This is a genomic window from Streptomyces sp. UG1 (assembly GCF_049974585.1).
Classification (GTDB): Bacteria; Actinomycetota; Actinomycetes; order Streptomycetales; family Streptomycetaceae; genus Streptomyces.
Window position 1 is genome coordinate 1 of sequence record NZ_JBNGGG010000050.1, and the last position, 20,434, is coordinate 20,434.

Consider the following 20,434-nt stretch of genomic DNA (forward strand, 5'->3'; position numbering starts at 1 on the left):
CGACGACACCTTCGACGCGGCCGTCGTATGCCTGACCCTCTGCTCCGTGGCCGACCAGCACACCGCCCCAGGGGGTGGTTGGGGGGGGGGGGGGGGGCCCCCCCCCCCGCCCCCCCCCCCCCCCCCCCCCCCCCCACACCGTTTCGCGTCCGCCGCCTCAGCGAACTGCGCCCTTCACGAACTCACGTATCGACTCGACGACGTAGTCGACCATCTCGTCACTGATTCCGGGGTAGACGCCGACCCAGAACGTCCGCTCGGTGACGATGTCGCTGTTGGTCAGGTCGCCGGACACGCGGTACTCGCGCTCCAGGTACGCCGGATGCCGGGTGAGATTCCCGGCGAACAGCAGCCGGGTCCCGATCCTCCTGCCGTCGAGGAACGAGATGAGCTCACGGCGAGTGAACGGCGCGTCCTGCGCCACCGTCATCGGAAACCCGAACCAGCTGGGGTCGGAGCCCTCGGTCGCCTCGGGCAGCTCGAGTCCCTCGGTGCCCTCCAACCCGGCATACAGCCGACGCCAGTTGTGCTTGCGCGTCGCCGTGAACTCGGGCAGCCGCTGCAACTGGCTCAGCCCCAGCGCGGCCTGCACATCCGTCGTCTTCAGGTTGTAGCCCACGTGGGAGAAGATGTACTTGTGGTCGTAGCCGGCCGGCAGCGTCCCCATGCTCTGCTTGAACCGCAGATGGCACCGGTCGTCCTCACCCGGCTCGCACCAGCAGTCCCTGCCCCAGTCCCGCAGGGACTCCACGATCCGCGCCAGGACCACGTTGTCCGTCATCACACAGCCGCCCTCCCCCATCGTGATGTGGTGGGCCGGATAGAAGCTCACGGTGGACAGATCACCGAAGGTGCCGGTCAGCCGGCCCCGGTAAGTGGAGCCCAGTGCATCGCAGTTGTCCTCGACGACGAACAGCTCGTGCTCGTCGGCCAGCTCCCGGACCTCCGCGGCCGGGAAGGGGTTGCCGAGCGCGTGCGCGACCATGATGGCCCGCGTCCTGGGGCCGATGGCCGCGGCGATCCGGTCCGCCGTCGTGTTGCCGGTCGCCAGGTCGACGTCGACGAAGACGGGGACCAAGCCGTTCTGCAGGATCGGGTTGACGGTCGTGGGGAAGCCCGCGGCGACGGTGATGACCTCATCGCCCGGTTGCAGCCGCCGCTCCTCCAGCATCGGGGAGGTGAGCGCCGACAGGGCCAGCAGGTTGGCGGAGGAACCGGAGTTGGTGAGGTGCGCCTTGCGGATGCCCAGGCTGCGCGCGAACTGCCGCTCGAACTTCCGGGCGATGGTGCCCGCGGCGATCCTCATGTCCAGCGCGGCCGAGACCATCGCCACCCGGTCGTCCTCGTTGAGGACCGCGCCGGAGGCCAGGATCGGGGTGCTGCCGGGAACGAACGGCTTGTCGGGGAACTCCCGGTGATAGGCCCGCACGCTGTCGAGGATGTCCTCGTGCCGGGCGCCACTCACGATTTCCACTGTTCTCATGTCGCTGTCCTGTTCGAGATCGTGACCAGGTGATCGGGGATGCAAGGAATCAGGCCGGCCGTGGCGCGGGGTGCTCCCCCGCCGGGACCGGGCGAGTGGTACCGGGCGAGGTCCGCTCCTCCCACAGGGAGCGCACCGAGTCCTCCAGGGAGACGCTGGGGCGCCAGCCCAGCGTCCGTTGCGCGGTCGAGATGTCGACACAGAGCCAGTCGGCACCGGAACGGCGTGCGGGGACCGTCCGCTCCTGCACCGTCTCTTCGACGACCGCGGGCATACCGCTGACGGCCACGAGCATCTCCACGAGCCGTCGCACCGGGACGGCCTCGCCCCGGCCGAGGGGGATGACCTGACCGGTCACCATGGCGGACGCTGCCGCAACCACGGCAGCGGCCACGTCGCGGACGTCGATGAAGTCCCGCCGCCCCGAGAGGTGTCCGGGGCGGAGGACGACCGAACCGCCCTCGCGCATTCCCGCCAACTCGTCGGCCACGCGGCCGAGAAGGCTGTGCGACGCGATGCCGGGCCCGACGACCACCGACGGCCGCAGCACGGCACCGTCGACGCGGCCGTCCGCGGTGGCGTTGAGCACGGCGCGGCTGCCGAGGAGCTTGGTCCGGCCGTAGGCGCTGATCGGGAGCTCGGGGGTGTCCACGCCGGTGGCCTTGCCGAGAGGGCTGGGCGCGTGCTCGTAGACAGTGCCGATGTGCAACAGTCGCGGCCGGTACGGCAGTGCGGCCACGCCCTCGACGACTTGCTGCGCCGTCCTCGTGTTCGTCTGGGCCAGCGCCCGCTCGTCGGCCGCCCAGATCACGCCGACGGCGTTGACGACCACGGCCGGGTGGACGTCCCTGAGGACCCGGCCGAGGCGCTGCGGCGGCTCCTCGGTGCACAGGTCCATGGCCAGGTGCCGGACACGGTGCGGGCCGGACCGCGGATTCCGGGACACGGCCAGCACCTCGCGGCCCGTCGCGGCGAATGCGGCGGCGATGTGCCGCCCGAGGAAACCCGAACCGCCCAGCACGACCACCCGGCCGGGATCAGTCATCCCTACGTCCATTCCGTCTCGGGGCGCAGCCGACCGGGGAGCACGGCGGCCGGGCAATCGGCGCGGCCACGCTCACCAGGGCCGGTCGGCCAGGTACTTCTCGATCCGCTCGCGGTGCCACGCGCCGTCGGCGATGGTCACGCGGTAGCGCAGCCGCAGCGTGTCGCCGGCCGGCAGGTGCCGCTCTTCGTAGAACGCGAGCGAGGGATTGACGACGGCGAACGGCAGATTGCGTACGAACCAGTGCGGACCGGACTCGCCATGACACTCCGGATCGGCCCGGAACAGCAGCGTCGCGTGCCCGTCGCGCACGTCGAACTCGCCGCCGAAGGCGAGCCACGGCGAGGCGTGCCCGCTCGCCTCCGGTCCTTCGAGCCCGTCGGCGGCGAGGATCCGGCCGCCGCCGAAGTCACGCGGGCCGCGCCAGAGAAGGCCGCAGTAGCCCGCGTTCTCGCGTCCGTAGACCGTGGGACTGCCGAACGTCAGCGTCTCGCCGCGCACGTTGTGCAGTTCCGTTGCGAACTCCAGGGTCCAGTGGCCTCCGTCGGGATCGACCTCGGTCACGGTCACCGTGCGGAGCTCGTCGATCCAGTGCTCGCCGTCGGCGGTGCGCCAGGCCAGCGTCTCGGTGAACCCCGGGCGGCCCGCCTCGGCGACGTCGGCGAAACCGGTGTGGTCCAGGCGCCCGACGTTGGGCAGATCGACATAGCCGTGCCCGGGTGCGCCCGGGACGTAGGTGCTGCCGCCCACGAAGTTCTGCCCGGACAGGTGCATGGCCATCATCACCAGCCCCTTGTGATGGCGGTGCTCGTTGGGGCGGCGCATGGTGACCGTGCCGCCGCTGAGGGTGCGCAGCGGGTGCAGGGCCGGGCCGGGGCACTCCGCGGCGGGCAGTTCGGGACGGTAGGCGTAGGTCAGGACGTCGGTGCCGTGCGCGCTGACGGTGAGCAGACCTGCCTGGTCGTCGGCGAGCCGCACGGCGGACAGGCGGTCGGTCGTGGAGTTCATCGGATCGTCTCCTCGCGGGTGGGCGCCCGGCCGGACAGGGCTGCGTGGGGTCATCGGCGCAACCGGACGGGTCGTCCCCGACCATGCTCACGGGCGGGTCTTAAGCGGCTCTAACACTTCTCTTCGCCTGGTTCGCCCAGCGCTCGGCGGCCCCTCGCGGCCGTGCGGGGAGCGGCCGTCGGGCGCCATTACGCTCGTGCTGTGACGGACTCTCGGACCCCCGCCCCGCCCGGCTCGCACATGGGGTGGTGGTCCCGCCCCTGGTTCGCCCCCCTGGCCCTGGTCTGGCTCCTGCTGTCGGTGCCCGCCCTCACGGAGCGGGACTCCGGTGCGTCGCTGGTGGTCACACTCGTCGCGGTGGCGGTGTTCGGGCTGTGCTTCGTCCATGTGGCCCTCACCATGACCCGGCCGGACTCCCCTGGGCCGACTCGCGTGACATGGCTGTGTACGGCGGTGATGGGCGCCGTCGCCGTGGCGGTTCCGCTGCTTCAGCGGGACGTCCACTGGATCAGCGTGCAGGTGTACTTCACCATCGTCCTGACCTTCGTGCTGCCCCTGACGCTGGTGCCCCGCGGCATCCTGGCGGGCGTGGTCCTGACCGCTGTGCAGGGCGCGGTGAGTGGCGGCGGTGCCTCGGAGACCGTGGCGGCCACGCTGACGGTGCTGGGCCTGAGCATGACCACCTTCGGCCTGCGCCGGAGCCGCGTCCTGGTCCAGCGGATCCGGGAGGCGCAGGGTCAGGTCGCCCGCCTCGCCGCCGTGGAGGAACGGCTGCGCATCGCCCGCGATCTCCACGACCTGGTCGGCCACAGCCTGTCCCTCATCGTCGTCAAGAGTGAGCTGGCCGGGCGGCTCTCCGAGATCGATCCGCGGGCCGCCGCCGGTGAGATCGCCGATGTGGAGTCGGTGGCCCGGGAGTCACTCGTCCAGGTACGGGACGCGGTGACCGGCTATCGCCAGCGCAGCCTCCTGGAGGAAGTCGACGACGCCCGGTCGGCGCTCGCCGCCGCCGATGTGCAGGCAGTCGTACGGCTTCCCGGCACCCCGCTGCCCGAGGACGTCGACCGGCTGCTCGCCTGGGTGGTACGCGAGGGCGTCACCAACGTCGTCCGGCACGCCGAGGCGAGCCGCTGCGAGATCACGGTGACGCGCGACGGGGAGACGGTCGCCCTGGGCATCGTCGACGACGGACGCGGCCCGTCCGGCGACGACGGCCCCGGCAACGGCCTCGTCGGTCTCACCGAACGGGTCGAGACGGCGGGCGGCCGGCTCGACTTCGGCGCGCGCAACGGACGACGGGGCTTCCGTCTAGCCGTACGCGTACCGCTGACGAGCCGGCCGGCCGCTACCAGCTGACCGGCAGCCGGTGCACGCCGTAGACCTGCATCGCCTCCCGGGTTCGGATCTCCTCCCGTGGTACGGCGAGGCGCAGCTCCGGGAACCTGCGCAGCATGGCCGGAAGTCCGATGCGCAGCTCCGTACGGGCGAGGTTGTGGCCGATGCACTGGTGGATGCCGTGGCCGAACGCCAGGTGGCTGTTGTCACCCCTGACGCCGTCGAAGGTGTCCGGGTCGCCGAAGCGCCGCGGGTCGCGGTTGGCCTCGGCGAGGGACAGCGTGACGGTCTCACCCGCCGAGATGTGCACCCCGCCGACCTCGGCATCGATCAGCGCGGTCCGCACGATGAACGGCGCGATGGACAGATAGCGGAGGAACTCGTTGGCCGTGACGTCGGTCACCGGCTCCGAGACGATCGCCTGCCGCAGGTCGTCCCGCTCCAGCAGCAGATAGGTACTGAGGCCGAAGAGCTGCGCCGTGGTCTCATGGCCGGCGATCAGCATCAGCAGCATCATGCCGGCCAGTTCCTGGTCGTTCAGCTCGCCGTCCGCGACCAGTTCGCTGAGCAGATCGTCGGCGGGGGCCCGGCGCTTGCCCCGCACCAACTCGTACATCAGCTCGCCGGTCGCCTTGCCCGCCGCCATTGCCTCCTCCTCGGGAGTCTGCGGGCTGAGCACGGCCACACGCAGCCGCTGCAACTCCGCGGCGACCTCCCGGCCGGCACCGAGCAGTTCCGAGATCACCCGCACCGGGACCGGCAGGGCGAACGACTCCATGAGGTCGAGCGGCGCCCCCTCCGCCTCCATGGCGTCCAGCCGCTCGGCGACGATCCGCTCGATCGTCGGTTCCAGCTCGCGGACGCGACGTACCGTGAAGGCCCGGTTCAGCGGCTTCCGGTACCGCGTGTGATCCGGCGGGTCCATTCCGATGAACAGGCCGGGGACGGCCTTGCTCGGCGGCAGAGGCATATGGACCGGGAAGCTCCGCAGATCGTGCCGGGAGCTGAACGCCGGGTGGGTGAACATCTCCCGCACCAGCGCATAGTCCGTGACCAGCCAACCGACGCTGCCGTCCGGATAGTTCATTTTCGTGACGGGTCGCTCCTCACGCAGCTTCCCCAGTTCGGCGGGTGGATCGAACGGACAGGCCCGGGCCGTCGGAAGCCCGTCGAGGACGCGCTCACTGCTGGACATCTCAACTCCCTACTGGATGCGGTCCGCGGAACGGAATCAGGAAATTCCGAGTTCGTTGTCGATGAAGGCGAAGACGTCGTCGTCCGTGGCCGATTCGAACTTCGTGGCGGTCTCCGACCCGGCACCTCCCGCGGCGTCCAGGACCTCGCCGAGCCTGAGCAGGAAGTTCTGCATCCGCGCCACCATCGTGGTACGCCGCTGGGGGTCCGCGGCTTCGAGGAGCGACTCGATGCGGTTCATCACCAAGGCGAGCGGATCGTCCGTCACGGAAGTCTGCGGGTCGAGCTTCGTCCGCAGGAAGTCGGCCAGGACCGTCGGCGCCGGATAGTTGAAGATCAAGGTCGAGGGCAGTCGCAGGCCGGTGACCGCGGCCAGCCGGTTGCGCAGCTCGACGGCGGTGAGCGAGTCGAAGCCCATGTCGAGGAATCCGCGCTCCGCTTCCACCCGCTCGGGAGAGCGATGACCGAGGATCGACGCGACCTGGTGCCGTACGAACTCCAGCAGCAGCCCGCGCTGTTCGGACTCCGGACGGCCCGCGAGCTGCCTCCGCAACTCCGGCACGCCCGTCGCGCCCTTCGCGTCCGCCGGACGCTGCGGCTCTCGCACCAGCCCCCGCAGCAGGGCGGGCAGGGTCCCGTGCTCGCCCTGAGCCCTGATCTGCGCCCTGTCCAGCCGGGCGGCGACCACGACCGCCCGGTCCGCACCCAGCGCCGCGTCGAACGCGGCCAGCCCCTCGGACACGGTGAGCGGCACCAGCCCGGCCCGGCCGAGCCTGCTCCGGTCCGGGCCGCCGAGCCCCGCGGCCATGCCTCCGTCCTGTTCCCACAGTCCCCACGCGAGGGAGGTGGCGGGCAGGCCGTGCGCGCGACGGTGTACGGCGAGGGCGTCGAGGAAGGTGTTGGCTGCGGCGTAGTTGGCCTGCCCGCCTGTGCCGAGGGTGCCGGCGACGGAGGAGTACAGGACGAAGGCGGTGAGGTCGTGGTCGTGGGTGAGGTGGTGGAGGTTCCAGGCGGCGTCGGCTTTGGGGCGCAGGACGGTGTCCAACTGTTCGGGGGTGAGGGTGTGGAGGGTGGCGTCGTCGAGGACGCCGGCGGTGTGGATGACGGCGGTGAGGGGGTGGTTGTCCGGGATGGCGGTCAGCAGTGCGGCCAGGGCGTCGTGGTCGGCGGCGTCGCAGGCGGTGATGGTGGCGTGGGCTCCCAGCTCGGCCAAGTCCGCGCGGAGTTGGTGGGCGCCTTCGGTGTCGGGTCCGCGGCGGCTGGTGAGCAGCAGATGCCGTACGCCGTGCCGCTCCACGAGGTGCCGGGCCAGGACGCTGCCGAGGGCGCCGGTGCCTCCGGTGAGCAGCACGGTGCCCTCGGGGTCCAACGAGGGGAAGGTGCCGTCGGCCGGGCCGGGCATCCGGGTCAACCGGGGCTCAAGGACTGCTCCCTCACGGACCAGGAGTTGCGGTGCCGGTGCGGCCAGGGCGTCCGGCAGACAGGTCGGGACGACGCCGGTCGCGTCCAGGTCGACCAGGCCGAAACGGCCGGGGTGCTCCGTCTGGGCGGAGCGGACGAACCCCCACAGGGCGGCAGCCGCCAGATCGCTGATTCCCGCCCACTCGTCAGCGGCGACAGCACCCCGGGTGACGACCACCAGCCGTGCCGCGGCAAGCCGTTCGTCCCCGAGGAAATCCTGGAAGAGGGCGAGCGCGCGCCGGGTGACGGCGCGGGCGGCCACAGCGCTCTCCGGGGCGCCGGAGCCGGCGGCGTCGAGCAGTCGGGCGGCCGGAACGAACACCAGCCCTGGGACGGCAGCGCCGTCCTCAACAGCCTTGCGCAGCGCGTCGAGGTCGGGGTGACACAGCACCGGTCCGTCCCACGCCGTAGTCAGCTGCGCGGCTTCCCCGATCACCACCAGGGGAAGCGCGGTGTCCCCGACCTCGGACTCGGACGGTACGAGGTCCCAGTCGACTCGGAAGAGCGTGTCGTGCAATCCGGTGGCACGCCGCAATTGCTCCACGTTGACAGGCCGTACGGTCATCGACTCGACCGTGGCGACAGGCCGCCCCTCCTCGTCCGCCAACTCCAGCGCGACACTCATGTCGTCCACCGGCGACAGACGCACCCGCAGCGTCCGCACTCCGGTCATGGACAGGGACACCCCGCTCCATGCGAAGGGCAGCGGCAACTCCCCCTCCTGCTCCCCGGTGCGACTCAAGAACACGGTGTGCAACGCGGCGTCGAACAGCGCGGGGTGAATGCCGTACGACTCCCCGACGACCCCCTCGGGGAGGGTGACCTCGGCGTAGATGTCGTCACCGAGCCGCCAGGCGGCTTCCAGCCCCTGGAACGCGGGGCCGTACTCAAGGTTCCGGTCACGCAGGTCGCCGTAGAAGCCGTCGACATCGACAGGCGTGGCACCTTCCGGCGGCCAGATACCGAGATCCACGGCCGGTACCGCCACGGAGCCCGCCGCGAGCGTACCGCTGGCGTGCACGCTCCAGGGCACCTCCGCAACCTGGCCCCCGACCGGGCGCGAACGCGCAGTGAACGAACGGCACCCGGCATCGTCCGCAGGACCCACCAGGACCTGCAGGTCGACCGCACCCTGCTCGGGCAGGACGAGCGGAGCGCTCACCGTCAGGTCGGTGAGGGTGTGGGTGTGGTGGGTGGTGTGCAGGGCGAGTTCGAGGAGTGCGGTGGCGGGGAGAAGGGGTGTGCTGTGGACGGTGTGGTCGGCCAGCCATGGGTGGGTGGTTGTCGAGATGCGGCCGGTGTGGAGGTGGCTGCCGTCCGGGAGATCTGTCGTGGCGCCGAGCAGGGGATGGTGGGCGGTGTCGAGGCCGGCGTTGGTGACGTCGGTGTCGGGGTGGGGGTGGAGCCAGTAGGGGTGGTGTTGGAAGGGGTAGGTGGGGAGGTCGGTGGGTGGGGTGGTGGGGAGGATGGTGGGCCAGTTGAGGGGGGTGCCGGTGGTGTGGAGGTGGGTGGCGGTCGTGAGGGGGTCCGTTTGTGGGGTGAGGTGGATGTGAGTGGTCGCGCCGTGTGCGTCCAGGGTTTGGATGCCGTGGTGGTAGCGGACGGCCTGGCGGATGTGGTCGGTCCAGTAGTCGGGTGAGGTGAGTTGTTCGGGGGTGGCGAGGTTGCCGGTGACGTTGGAGATGACGGGGATCTGGGGGTGGTGGTAGGTCAGGCCGGCCGCCACGGTGTGGAAGTCGGTGAGGATGGGGTCCATGTGGGGGCTGTGGAAGGCGTGGCTGACGGGGAGTTGGTGGGTTTTGCGGCCGTGGTCTTTCCAGTGCTGGGCGAGGGCGAGGACGGCGGGGGTGTCGCCGGAGATCACGATCGAGGTGGGGCCGTTGATGGCGGCGATGTCGACGCCGTCGGTGAGGTGGGGCCGCATCTCGTCTTCTGTGGCTTCTACGGCGATCATGGCGCCGCTTGCGGGCACGGATTGCATGAGGCGGGCGCGGGCGGCGATGAGGGTGCAGGCGTCGGGCAGGGAGAGGACGCCGGCGAGGTGGGCTGCGGTGATCTCACCGAGGGAGTGGCCGATGAGGTAGTCGGGGTGTGCGCCCCAGTGCTCCAGGAGCCGGTACAGGGCGGTCTGGTGGGCGAAGAGGGCGGGTTGGGTGTAGCCGGTGTGGTCCAGCAGCGCCGCCTCCGGGGTGCCGGGTTCGGCGAACATCACATCCCGCAGCGGCCGGTCGAGGAGCGGGTCGAGGTGTGCGCAGACCTCGTCGAGGGCGGCGGCGAAGACGGGGAAGGAGGTGTACAGGTCGTGTCCCATGCCGGGGCGCTGGCTGCCCTGTCCGGCACACAGGAAGGCCACCTTCCCGCCCGAACCAGCCGTACCCTGAACCACGTTGGGCACGTGCTGCCCGCGCGCCAGGGCATCCAGCCCGGCGAGCAGTTCGTCGGTGGTGGTGCCGGTGACCGCGGCCCGGTGGGTGAAGTGGCTGCGCCCGGTGGCCAGCGTGGACGCCACCCGCACCGCATCCACAGCGGAGGCGGCCACGAAGTCCCGTAGACGTGCGGCCTGTTCCCGCAGCGCGGGCTCGGTCTTGCCGGACAGCAGCCACGGCACCACCGGCAGCGCGGCTTCGACCGGCGTGTCCTCGATGGCAGGCGCAGCTTCCAGGATCACGTGCGCATTCGTCCCGCTGATCCCGAACGACGACACCGCCGCCCGCCGCGGACGCCCGCTGTCGGGCCAGGCGACGGGCTCGGTCAGCAGCCGTACCGCCCCTGCCTGCCAGTCCACGTGCGGGCTGGGTTCATCCACGTGCAGGGTCCGCGGCAGCACCCCGTGCCGCATGGCCTGCACCATCTTGATGATTCCCGCGACTCCGGCGGCGGCCTGGGTGTGGCCGATGTTGGACTTCACCGATCCCAGCCACAACGGCCGCTCACCAGGCCGCTCCTGCCCGTAGGTGGCGATGAGGGCCTGTGCCTCGATCGGGTCCCCCAGTGTGGTCCCCGTGCCGTGGGCTTCGACGGCGTCGATGTCGGCCGGGGTGAGGCGGGCGCTGTCCAGCGCGGCCCGGATCACCCGCTGCTGGGAAGGCCCGTTCGGTGCGGTCAGGCCGTTGCTGGCGCCGTCCTGGTTGACGGCCGAGCCCCGCACGACGGCCAGTACCCGGTGGCCGTTGCGCTCCGCGTCCGACAACCGCTCCACCAGCAGCATGCCCACCCCTTCTCCGAGGGCGGTGCCGTCGGCCGCCGCCGCGAACGGCCTGCAGCGGCCGTCGGGGGCGAGGCCGCGCTGGCGGCTGAACTCGATGAGGCTGGTCGGGGTGGCCATCACCGTCACCCCGCCCGCGAGCGCGAGGTCGCACTCGCCGCTGCGCAGCGCCTGGACCGCGAGGTGCAGGGCGACCAGGGAGGAGGAGCACGCCGTGTCGACGCTGATGGCGGGGCCTTCGAGGCCGAGGGTGTACGCCACGCGTCCGGAGGCGACGCTGTAGGCGCTGCCGGTCGCGACGTACGCCTCGACGTCCTCCGGCAGCCGGTGGGCCAGCCGGCCGCCGTAGTCGCCGTACATGACGCCGGTGAACACGCCCGTGCGGCTGCCCTTGAGGGAGTCGGGGACCAGGCCTGCGCGTTCGAAGGTCTCCCAGGAGACTTCCAGCAGCAGCCGTTGCTGCGGATCCATGGCCAGCGCCTCACGGGGGCTGATCCCGAAGAACTCGGTGTCGAAATTCTCGGCCCCCCGCAGGAAGCCGCTTTCGCGGACGTAAATGCTGCCGGGCCGATTCGGGTCGGGATCGTACAACTCCTCGGTGAACCAGCCGCGTTCCGCGGGGAGTTCCGTGGTGGCGTCGGTTTCCTCGGTGACCAGGCGCCAGAGGTCCTCCGGGGACGTGACACCCCCGGGGTAGCGGCAGGCCATGCCGACGATCGCGATCGGCTCGTGATGGCCGGTGCCGTTCTCCATGAGCCGCAGGCGGGTCTCGTGGAGTTCCGCGGTCACCCGCTTGAGATAGACCCGCAGCTTTTCTTCGTTCGTCATCTGGCGCTCGCCCCCAACTTCCCGGCACACGACGCGTTTCATAGTGCGAGGAGGCTCTTAAGCGGCCCTAGCCCCGATCTTTCGCGAGCGTCCCGGGAGCCCGTGGACACGGTGCATTCCGAGCGGCTTTAGGCAGGCACCGGACCGCGCTTTAGACCGCTGCGCTGTTCTGTCCCGTATCGCGGCCGCGGGCGGCAGCCGCAGAGGAAACGGAGGACGGGTGCGCGCACTGTTCGTTCCGGCTGCCACGGCAGGTCATTACTTCCCCATGGTGCCGTTTGCCTGGGCCCTCAGGACGGCGGGGCACGAGGTGTGCGTCGCCTGCCAGCCGCCCGTCGCCGACCTGGTGGTGAGGTCGGGGCACACCGCAGTCACCATCGGCGGGTCGTACGACCTGATGGCCTCCGTGGCGGAGGCGGACCTGACGATCCGGGGGCGGCTCGGCAGGTCGCCGGCCTCCTTCGGTGAGCTGGCCGTCATGGATCCCGAACTCAGGAAGTGGCAGGGCGAGTTGCGTATCGCGCCGCATGTGCGGGCGGCCGAGGCGATGGCCGGGGATCTGGTCGAACTCGCGCGGGCCTGGCGCCCCGACGTCATCGTGACCGATCCGGTGACCATGGCGGCACCGCTGGCCGCCGAGGTGGCCGGGGTCCCCCTCGTCCACCACATGTGGGGCCCGCAGGAACCCACGCTGACGAAGTTCGCCGGGTTCGGTGCGGACCCCGACCGGTGGCCGGACGACCTGCGCAAGCTGTACGACGGCTTCGGGGCCGACGTACGCGCGGACTACGGTCTGTTCAGCATCGCCGCCTGTCCGCCCGGCCTGCAGTCCGGGACCGTACCGCGCCGGCACACGTTTCGATACGTGCCGTACAACGGCTCGGCCCTGCTTCCCCCGTGGCTCGGTGCGGCCGGCCACGGCCGTCCTCGGGTGTGTGTCTCGTGGACCACGTCCAGGGCCACCAATCCGGCCGACGGCGGGCACCCGGTGGCCGCCGCTGCCCGTGCGCTCGCCGCCGAGCTGGACGTCGAGGTCGTCGCCGCGGTGACCGCCGACGACCGCCGTGCCGGACTGGGCCCCGTGCCGGACGGAGTGCGGATCGCGGCAGAACTGCCGCTGCACTCCGTCCTGCCGACCTGCGCGGTGTCCGTCAACACGGGCGGCGCCGGCAGTGTCCTGACCGCCGCCGTCAACGGGGTTCCCCAAGTGGTCACTCCGCTCGGCCCGGCGCACTCCTTCAACGGTGAACGCGTGACCGCGGCCGGCGCCGGCGTCTGTCTCGCGCCGGGCGGCACCGACCTGGACGGTCTCACGGCGAGCGTGTCCGCGATGCTGAGCGACGACCGGTGGCGCCAGGCCGCCGAGGAGTTGCGTCGGGAGAACCTGGCCCAGCCTCCGCTCGCCGAGGCGGTCCGCCTGCTCGAAGAGGCCCTCTGAGCCGTTCGGGCTTGCGGCCCGCGACCGAACACGGCATGCCCTTTTCCGGGTATGCCGTGTTCTTCCTTTCCGGGGGTATTCCTCGCTGTCTCCGACGAGGGCGGGCCGAGCCGGCGGGGCCGACTTTGGCACCGCGTTGTCGGCGCTTCAGCAGTGGCTGTTGTGCTGGTGGCCCCGCTGGGGCGGGAAGCCGCAATGACCGAAAGGGCATTGCGGACCGATGACCGAATACGCGGAAGCGGAGTACACGCGATGTCATCGTTCATGACTTCAGCGGTCGTAAGCGGCGATCCGGAATCGTCCCTCGCCGCTTTCCATACATGGTGGGCGGAAAGGCAGTCGGCCAACCGCTTCGACGTTGAGCGCATCCCCTTCGAGAAGATGGACGACTGGCATTTCGACCCGGCGACCGGAAATCTCGGGCACGCCAGCAGCCGCTTCTTCACGATCGAAGGCCTGGACATATCCACCGGCGGCGGCGCCACCTGGAGCCAGCCGATCATCCACCAGCCCGAAATCGGCATTCTCGGCATCCTCGCCAAGAGGTTCGACGGCGTCCTGCACTTCCTGATGCAGGCCAAGATGGAACCCGGGAACGTCAACACCCTGCAACTGTCGCCCACCGTCCAGGCCACCCGCAGCAATTACACCCGGGTGCACCGTGGCGGCGCGACCCGCTACCTGGAGTTCTTCCGCGAGCGGGGCCGGGGCACCGTACTGGCCGACGTCCTCCAGTCCGAACAGGGCGCCTGGTTCTGGCACAAGCACAACCGGAACATGGTCGTGGAGGCCATCGAGGACGTCCCGGTGCACGAGGACTTCCGCTGGGTCACGCTGCGGCAGCTCCGGGAGCTCATGCGGATCGACAACCTGGTGAACATGGACGCGCGCACCGTGCTGTCCTGCCTGCCGCTGACCGGGAGCGAGGACCCGGACCTGAACACGTCGTCCCCGTTCGAGTCGGCGCTGCGCCGCTCCTACGGCGCGCGCGACGGCGACACGGGGCCGGGGCGGCACACCGAGGCCGAGATCCTGAGCTGGTTCACGGAGATGAAGACGCGCAACGAACTGCGCGCCCGGCTCACACCACTGGCCGGCGTCAAGGGCTGGCGGCGCACCGGGGATGCGATCGAGCGCGAGGACGGCGGCCGGTTCCGCATCGTCGCCGTGCGGGTCCGGGCCGGCAACCGGGAAGTCACGAGCTGGACCCAGCCCCTGCTGGCCCCCTGCGAGCAGGGGCTGGCCGCATTCGTGGCCCGGCCCATCGACGGCGTGGTCCATCTGCTGGTTCAGGCCCGCCCCGAACCCGGGCTGCGGGACACCCTGGAGATGGCCCCCACCGTGCAGCTCCCCGTCACCGGGGAGCCGGGCCCGGTGCCCTTCCTCACGGACGTCACCGACGCCGATCCCGGGCGGACCCGCTTCGACACCGTCCTGTCGGAGGAGGGCGGGCGCTTCCACCATGCCCGGACCCGCTACCGGCTGATCGAGGCCGGAGCCGACTTCCCTCTCGAAGTCCCCGAGAACTACCGATGGATGACGGTCCGTCAGTTAATGGATCTGCTGCGCCACGGCCACTACCTGAACGTCGAGGCACGCAGCCTGATCGCCTGCGTCCACAGCCTGTGGTGAAGGAGGACGGCCATGGAACCGTCCGCCACGCAGCCACCGCTGCGGATCGGGGCGCTCGGCTGCGGCGAGGTCGCACGACGCCACATGCTCCCGGCCGTCGGCCGGGTCGCCGACGCCCGGCTGGTAGCCGTCGCCAGCCGTGACCGCGCCAAGGCCGAGCGGTTCGCCCAGGACTTCGGGGGCGAACCGGTGGAAGGGTACGCCCCGCTCCTGGAACGCCCGGACGTCGACGCCGTGTACATCGCCCTGCCCACCGGGCTGCACCACGAGTGGGCGCTGCGGGCCCTGGACGCGGGCAAGCACGTCCTCGTCGAGAAGCCGCTCGCCGCCACCCTGGCCGAGGCCGAGGACTTGGTGAGCGCCGCCGCCATGCGCGACCGGTGGCTGATGGACGGCTTCATGTTCCTGCACCACTCCCAGCACCGGATCGTGCGCAGGCTGATCGACGAGGGTGCCATCGGCGAACCCCGGCAGTTCTCCAGCGAGTTCGGCATTCCGCCCCGCGACCCGCACGACGTGCGCTACCGCGCCGACCTCGGCGGCGGAGCCCTGCTCGACGTGGGCGTCTACACCGTCCGGGCCGCCATGCTGTTCCTCGGGCCGGAGCTCTCGGTGGCCGGCGCGACCCTCGGCAGGGACCCCGCGCTCGGGGTCGACCTCGGCGGCACAGCACTGCTGTGCTCCGCCGACGGCATCCCGGCGCAGCTGTCCTTCAGCTTCCGGTCCTCGTACCGGTCCATGTACGCCGTCTGGGGCAGCGAAGGCCGCATCGTGCTCCAGCGTGCCTTCACCCCGCCGCCCACCTTCACGCCGACCGTCCGTGTGGAACGCCCCGGCGGCGTCGAAGACATCGCACTGCCCGCGGACGACCAGTTCGCGAATCTCGTACGCGCCTTCGCCCGGTTGGCACTGCGTCGCGCCGACTTCGCGCCGCACGGCGAGACCCTGCTGCGCCACATGGCGCTGGTCGAGGAGATCCGGAACCGGGCGCGCCGGGCGGAGACCTCTCGCCGCCCGCCGCTGTCCGAGCACTTGAGGAGTGCCTGAATGAGGGTCCTGTTCGTCCCGTGGGGGATGCCCACCCACTACTTCCACATGGTGCCCCTGGCCTGGGCGTTCCGGGCAGCCGGACATGAGGTCAGAGTCACCGCCCAGCCGAAGGTCGCCGACGCCGTCCGGGGGTCCGGGATGGTCGACGTGACCGTCGCCGAGAGCCATGACACCGGCGCCGAAGTGGCAGCGCTCGCCAGGCGGCTGCACACCGTGCACCGCAACTTCGACAAGAGGGAGATGAAGGCACCGGCCGACCTGACCGAGGAGGACCGGGCGAAGCTGCGCCAGGCCCGGCAGGCGACGTTCGTGGGCGAGGCCACCGCCATGGCCGACGACCTCGTACGGGAGGCCGCGTCCTGGCGTCCCGACCTCGTCGTGGCGGACCCGATGGCGCTGGCCGCGCCCCTGGCCGCGCACGCGGCCGGAGCGCCCCTCGTCCACCATCTGTGGGGGCCGTCGCTGCTGCAGGAGATCGGATTCCCCGGCTGCGGAGCGCCGACGGAACAGTGGAGCGACGAACTCCGCAGTCTCTACGAGCGCTTCGGCGTCGAACCCCGCACTCACCACGCCGCGGGAACCGTCGACAACTGCCCTCCCGGCCTGCAAGTACCGGACGTACCCGCCCCGATCCCGGTGCGCTTCGTCCCCTACAACGGCACCGGCAGTGTGCCGCGCTGGCTGGCGGAGCAGGCCGGGCGGCCCCGGGTCTGCGTGACCTGGGGCACGACCACGACGGAACTCGGCGGCACGGAACGCTTCGTCGTGCCGAGGATCCTGGAGGGGCTGGCCGATCACGACGTGGAGGTCGTGCTCGCCGTCAGCGCCGCGGACCGCAAGCTGCTCGGTGAGACCGGCGAGCGGGTCCGCACCGTCGAGCATCTCCCGCTGCACCTGCTGCTGCCGACGTGCGACGCGCTCATCCACCAGGGCGGCTCGGGAAGCCTGCTCACCGCGACCTCCCTGGGCGTGCCCCAGGTGGTCGTCCCGACCATGCCGTATCTGACGCTGAACGCCCGTCAGCTGAGCCGGGCGGGGGCGGGCGTCACGGTGGACGTCGACGGGCCGGTGGCGGAGCAGATCAAGTCGGCCGCCGCGACTGTGCTGGGCGACGACACCGTGCGCGCTGCCGCGGGCCGGCTGCGGGCGGAGATCCTCGACCGGCCCGCCCCGGCCGCGACCGTCGGCACACTCGAGCAACTGATCTGAGAGGTCAAAGTGAAGGCTCTCGTACTGGCCGGCGGGGCAGGCACGCGGCTGCGCCCGTTCAGTCACAGCACACCCAAACAACTCGTCCCGGTCGCGGGCAAACCCGTCCTGTTCCACGTCTTGGAGACCCTCGCGCGGGCCGGCATCACCGAGACCGGCGTGGTCGTCGGGGGGGCTGCAGAACAGGTCCGGGCGGCGGTCGGCGACGGGTCCCGCTTCGGTATGGACGTCAGCTACCTGCCGCAGGACGCGCCGCGCGGGCTTGCCCACGCCGTACTCATCGCTCGCGCCTTCCTGGCCGACGACGACTTCGTGATGTTCCTCGGTGACAACATCTTCGCCGACGGGATCGAAGAGCCCCTGGACCGGTTCCGGACCGGTGGCGCCGCCGCGCAGCTCGTGGTCCGCAAGGTCGCCGACCCCTCGCAGTGCGGTGTCGCCGAGATCGACGCCGAGGGAAGGGTCACGGCCCTGCAGGAGAAGCCGGAACGCCCGCGCAGCGATCTGGCCGTCACCGGCGTCTACTTCTTCACCCCGCGCATCCACGAGGCGGTCCGCGGCATCGAGCCGAGCCGCCGTGGCGAGCTGGAGATCACCGACGCCGTCCAGTGGCTGGTGTCCCGCGGGGCGGATGTCCGCGCCCACCTCTGCTCCGGCTACTGGGCGGACACCGGCACTCTCGGCGACCTGCTGGAGTGCAACAAGGTCCTGCTGGAGGGGATCAGCCCGGACAACCGTGGGACCGTCGACGCGGCGAGCGTGCTGAGCGGCCCGGTCGTCGTGGCGGCCGGAGCGAGGGTGACCCGGTCCCTGATCACGGGACCGGCCGTCATCGGCGCCCGCACCGTGGTCGAGGACAGCGACATCGGGCCGTTCACCTCGATCGGTGAGGGCTGCCGACTGCAAGGCGCCGGCGTGGAGAACTCCATCCTGCTCGACCAGGTGTCGGTGCAGGGCGTGCGCAGGATCAGCGGATCGATCATCGGCCGGGCCGGCGACGTCCGGCAGACCCCGGACGGATCGGCCGTCCACCGGCTCCTGGTGGGCGATGACAGCAGAATCGACGTACCGGCATGAAACTACTTGTCACCGGCGGAGCCGGTTTCATCGGATCGCACTTCGTCCGCAGCGTCCTCGCGGGACGCTACCCCGCGTCGGCCGGCGCCCGGATCACCGTCCTGGACAAGCTGACCTACGCGGGCAACCTCGCCAACCTGCCGCTGGACCATCCCCGACTCACCTTCGTCCACGGCGACATCTGCGACGTGCGCCTGCTCGGCGACGTGCTGCCCGGCACCGACGCGGTCGTGCACTTCGCCGCCGAGTCGCATGTCGACCGCTCGCTGATGGACGCCCACGAGTTCGTGACGACCAACGTGCTGGGCACCCAGGTCCTGCTGGAGGGCTGCCGGACCGCCCGGGTGCCGCGCATCGTCCATGTCTCCACCGACGAGGTGTACGGGTCCCTGCCGCACGGCTCGTGGACCGAGGACACTCTGCTGGAGCCCAACTCGCCGTACGCGGCCTCCAAGGCGGCGTCCGACCTCATCGCCCGCTCGTACTGGCGCGCCCACGGTCTGTCCGTCTCGATCACACGCTGCTCGAACAACTACGGGCCTTACCAGTTCGTCGAGAAGCTCATCCCGCTGTTCGTCACCAACCTGCTCGACGGCCGCGACGTACCCCTGTACGGCGACGGCCACCACGTCCGCGAATGGCTGCATGTGGACGACCACTGCCGCGCCGTCCACCTGGTCCTCACCGACGGGGCACCAGGAGGGATCTACAACATCGGCGGCGGCACGGAGCTGACCAACCGGGACATCACCGAACGGCTCCTGGAGCTGTGCGGTGCTGATTGGGACCGGGTACGGCACGTGCCCGACCGGAAGGCGCACGACGAGCGCTACTCGGTGGACACCACGAAGATCCGCGAGGAACTCGGCTTCGCGCCGCAGATCCCCTTCGGGCAGGGGCTGGCCGAGGTCGTGGACTGGTATCGCGACAACCGCACGTGGTGGGAACCGCTGCGCAGTCGCGCGCAGCTGACAGGCAGCAGGTGACGCCCCGTCACCGGCACAGCAAAGGAATCGTACGTGCAGGCAACACCGGGCGAAGAAACCGCCCCGTCCTCCCTCTCACCCGCGGTCGTCAAGCTGGCAGGGGTCATCCTGCTCGGCGCGGTCGTGGTCCAGCTCGACGCGACGATGACCAACATCGCGCTCAACACACTGCGGCAGAGTTTCGGCATCGAGTTGTCGACCCTCCAGTGGTTCGGCACGGGATATCTGCTCGCCATGGCGGCGGTCATCCCCACCACCGGCTGGTCGCTGGAACGCTTCGGTGCCCGGGCCGTCTGGACCGGCTGCATCAGCATGTTCCTGCTCGGCTCGCTGCTGTGCGGCCTGGCCTGGTCCGCCCCCAGCCTCATCGTGTTCCGCGTGGTCCAGGGCCTCGCTGGCGGCATGGTGCTGCCGCTGGGCACTGCGGTCCTCGCCCAGGCGGCCGGCCGGCAGAACCTGGGACGGGTCATGGGGGCGATAGGCATCCCGGCAGCCCTGGGCCCCGCCCTCGGGCCCGTCCTCGGCGGACTCATCATCAGCGGCCCCGGCTGGCGGTGGATCTTCTACGTCAACATCCCGATCTGCGCGCTGGCCCTGGCCGCCGGCTGGTTCCTGATGCCCACCGACCGGCACCCCACCTCGCCCCGTCCGGACCTGATCGGGTTCCTGCTGCTGTCCCCGGCCTGTGCCGTGATGGTGTACGGCTTCTCCGAGGCCGGCAGCGCAGGCAGCTTCACCCACCGGGACGCGGTCGTCCCGCTACTCGTCGGAATCGCTCTCCTGGCGGTCTTCGCCCTGTATGCGCTGCGGGTGACCGACCGGCCCATCATCGATCTGCGGCTGCTGCGGATCCGCAGCTTCACGGCCTCGTCGCTGGTGCTGTTCCTGGCCAGCATCGCCCTGTTCGGTGCCATGGCCGTACTGCCGATCTACTACCAGCAGGTCCGCCACTACTCCGCCCTGCACGCGGGTCTGCTGATCGTTCCGATGGGCGTCGGCATGGGCCTGTCCCTGCGGTTGGCGCCCAAACTCATGGGCCGGTTCACGCCCCGCGCGGTGATGCGGGCCGGGCTGGTGCTCACCGCGGCGGGCATCGTCGTCTTCACCCGGCTGGACGTGGACACCGACCTGGTGCTGCTCAGCGCGGCGCTGGTGGTCAACGGCGCCGGGATCGGGGCCGTCGTCGTTCCCGCCATGACGGGCGCACTGCTTGACGTGCCGCCCGGGTCGATCCCGGGAGCGACCGCGGAGAACCGGGTGTTCATGCAGATCGGCAGCTCGTTCGGCGCTGCGGTCCTGCTCGTCGTCCTGCAGACCCGGATGATCCAGCTGGCCCGCACCGGGCGACTGGACGCGGCCGGCATGGCCTCGGCCTTCGGCCACACCTTCGTCTGGGTGCTGGCGTTCGCCGGCGCTGCCATGGCTGCCACGCTCCTGATGCCGGGCCGCCGCCCCTCGTCCGCCTGACGCGGTGCGCAACAGG

Annotated in this window: 13 protein-coding genes; 8 read left to right on the forward strand and 5 right to left on the reverse strand. The window is 70.9% G+C overall.

From position 1 onward, the window contains the following. Positions 1 to 157 precede the first annotated feature (157 nt). From rfbH to ACP4J3_RS41805, 3 genes are all read right to left on the reverse strand, one after another. Complete coding sequence (gene rfbH / locus ACP4J3_RS41795) at positions 158 to 1,483, reverse strand: lipopolysaccharide biosynthesis protein RfbH (protein WP_426541942.1); 1,326 nt, start codon at positions 1,481 to 1,483, stop codon at positions 158 to 160. A gap of 49 nt (positions 1,484 to 1,532) precedes the next feature. Continuing rightward, on the reverse strand, positions 1,533 to 2,528 hold the full coding sequence (locus tag ACP4J3_RS41800; RefSeq protein ID WP_426541944.1) for an NAD-dependent epimerase/dehydratase family protein: 996 nt from the start codon (positions 2,526 to 2,528) through the stop codon (positions 1,533 to 1,535). 72 nt (positions 2,529 to 2,600) lie between these two features. Beyond that, positions 2,601 to 3,536, reverse strand: a complete 936-nt coding sequence (locus tag ACP4J3_RS41805; RefSeq protein ID WP_426541946.1) for a PmoA family protein — start codon at positions 3,534 to 3,536, stop codon at positions 2,601 to 2,603. A gap of 201 nt (positions 3,537 to 3,737) precedes the next feature. Between ACP4J3_RS41805 and ACP4J3_RS41810 the strand changes: the two genes are divergently transcribed. After that, on the forward strand, positions 3,738 to 4,892 hold the full coding sequence (locus ACP4J3_RS41810) for a sensor histidine kinase (RefSeq protein ID WP_426541948.1): 1,155 nt from the start codon (positions 3,738 to 3,740) through the stop codon (positions 4,890 to 4,892). On the opposite strand, the gene ACP4J3_RS41815 is transcribed toward ACP4J3_RS41810, so the two are convergent. Both ACP4J3_RS41815 and ACP4J3_RS41820 read right to left on the reverse strand, forming a co-directional pair. Then, on the reverse strand, positions 4,882 to 6,066 hold the full coding sequence (locus tag ACP4J3_RS41815) for a cytochrome P450 (protein WP_426541950.1): 1,185 nt from the start codon (positions 6,064 to 6,066) through the stop codon (positions 4,882 to 4,884). The two genes, ACP4J3_RS41810 and ACP4J3_RS41815, sit on opposite strands and share 11 nt — an antisense overlap. Before the next feature lie 36 nt (positions 6,067 to 6,102). Continuing rightward, positions 6,103 to 11,559, reverse strand: a complete 5,457-nt coding sequence (locus ACP4J3_RS41820; RefSeq protein ID WP_426541952.1) for an SDR family NAD(P)-dependent oxidoreductase — start codon at positions 11,557 to 11,559, stop codon at positions 6,103 to 6,105. Positions 11,560 to 11,779: 220 nt separating this feature from the next. On the opposite strand from ACP4J3_RS41820, the gene ACP4J3_RS41825 reads away from it, so the two are divergent. The 7 genes from ACP4J3_RS41825 (at position 11,780) to ACP4J3_RS41855 (ending at position 20,418) form a co-directional block, all read left to right on the forward strand. After that, positions 11,780 to 12,997 (forward strand): nucleotide disphospho-sugar-binding domain-containing protein, encoded by a 1,218-nt coding sequence (locus ACP4J3_RS41825; protein WP_426541954.1) that lies wholly within the window; start codon positions 11,780 to 11,782, stop codon positions 12,995 to 12,997. Between the two features lie 264 nt (positions 12,998 to 13,261). Further along, on the forward strand, positions 13,262 to 14,629 hold the full coding sequence (locus ACP4J3_RS41830) for an NDP-hexose 2,3-dehydratase family protein (protein ID WP_426542063.1): 1,368 nt from the start codon (positions 13,262 to 13,264) through the stop codon (positions 14,627 to 14,629). A 12-nt stretch (positions 14,630 to 14,641) separates the two neighbouring features. Then, positions 14,642 to 15,676, forward strand: coding sequence for a Gfo/Idh/MocA family protein (locus ACP4J3_RS41835; RefSeq protein WP_426541956.1), 1,035 nt, complete (start codon positions 14,642 to 14,644; stop codon positions 15,674 to 15,676). Continuing rightward, the gene (locus ACP4J3_RS41840) at positions 15,677 to 16,888 is read left to right on the forward strand and encodes a nucleotide disphospho-sugar-binding domain-containing protein (RefSeq protein ID WP_426541958.1); all 1,212 of its coding nucleotides are present in this window, start codon (positions 15,677 to 15,679) and stop codon (positions 16,886 to 16,888) included. A 9-nt stretch (positions 16,889 to 16,897) separates the two neighbouring features. Next, the gene (locus ACP4J3_RS41845) at positions 16,898 to 17,965 is read left to right on the forward strand and encodes a glucose-1-phosphate thymidylyltransferase (protein ID WP_426541960.1); all 1,068 of its coding nucleotides are present in this window, start codon (positions 16,898 to 16,900) and stop codon (positions 17,963 to 17,965) included. Further along, a complete protein-coding gene (gene rfbB, locus ACP4J3_RS41850; protein WP_426541962.1) occupies positions 17,962 to 18,951 on the forward strand; it encodes a dTDP-glucose 4,6-dehydratase in 990 nt (329 codons plus the stop codon). The genes ACP4J3_RS41845 and rfbB overlap by 4 nt, the downstream gene beginning before the upstream one ends. Before the next feature lie 33 nt (positions 18,952 to 18,984). Continuing rightward, positions 18,985 to 20,418, forward strand: coding sequence for an MDR family MFS transporter (locus ACP4J3_RS41855; protein WP_426541964.1), 1,434 nt, complete (start codon positions 18,985 to 18,987; stop codon positions 20,416 to 20,418). Positions 20,419 to 20,434 lie beyond the last annotated feature (16 nt).

Coding starts and splice junctions, on each gene's coding strand:
- rfbH (WP_426541942.1), bottom strand. CDS start 1,483: ATGAGAACAGTGGAAATCGTGAGTGGCGCCCGGCACGAGGACATCCTC.
- ACP4J3_RS41800 (WP_426541944.1), bottom strand. CDS start 2,528: ATGACTGATCCCGGCCGGGTGGTCGTGCTGGGCGGTTCGGGTTTCCTC.
- ACP4J3_RS41805 (WP_426541946.1), bottom strand. CDS start 3,536: ATGAACTCCACGACCGACCGCCTGTCCGCCGTGCGGCTCGCCGACGAC.
- ACP4J3_RS41815 (WP_426541950.1), bottom strand. CDS start 6,066: ATGTCCAGCAGTGAGCGCGTCCTCGACGGGCTTCCGACGGCCCGGGCC.
- ACP4J3_RS41820 (WP_426541952.1), bottom strand. CDS start 11,559: ATGACGAACGAAGAAAAGCTGCGGGTCTATCTCAAGCGGGTGACCGCG.
- ACP4J3_RS41830 (WP_426542063.1), top strand. CDS start 13,262: ATGACTTCAGCGGTCGTAAGCGGCGATCCGGAATCGTCCCTCGCCGCT.
- ACP4J3_RS41835 (WP_426541956.1), top strand. CDS start 14,642: ATGGAACCGTCCGCCACGCAGCCACCGCTGCGGATCGGGGCGCTCGGC.
- ACP4J3_RS41840 (WP_426541958.1), top strand. CDS start 15,677: ATGAGGGTCCTGTTCGTCCCGTGGGGGATGCCCACCCACTACTTCCAC.
- rfbB (WP_426541962.1), top strand. CDS start 17,962: ATGAAACTACTTGTCACCGGCGGAGCCGGTTTCATCGGATCGCACTTC.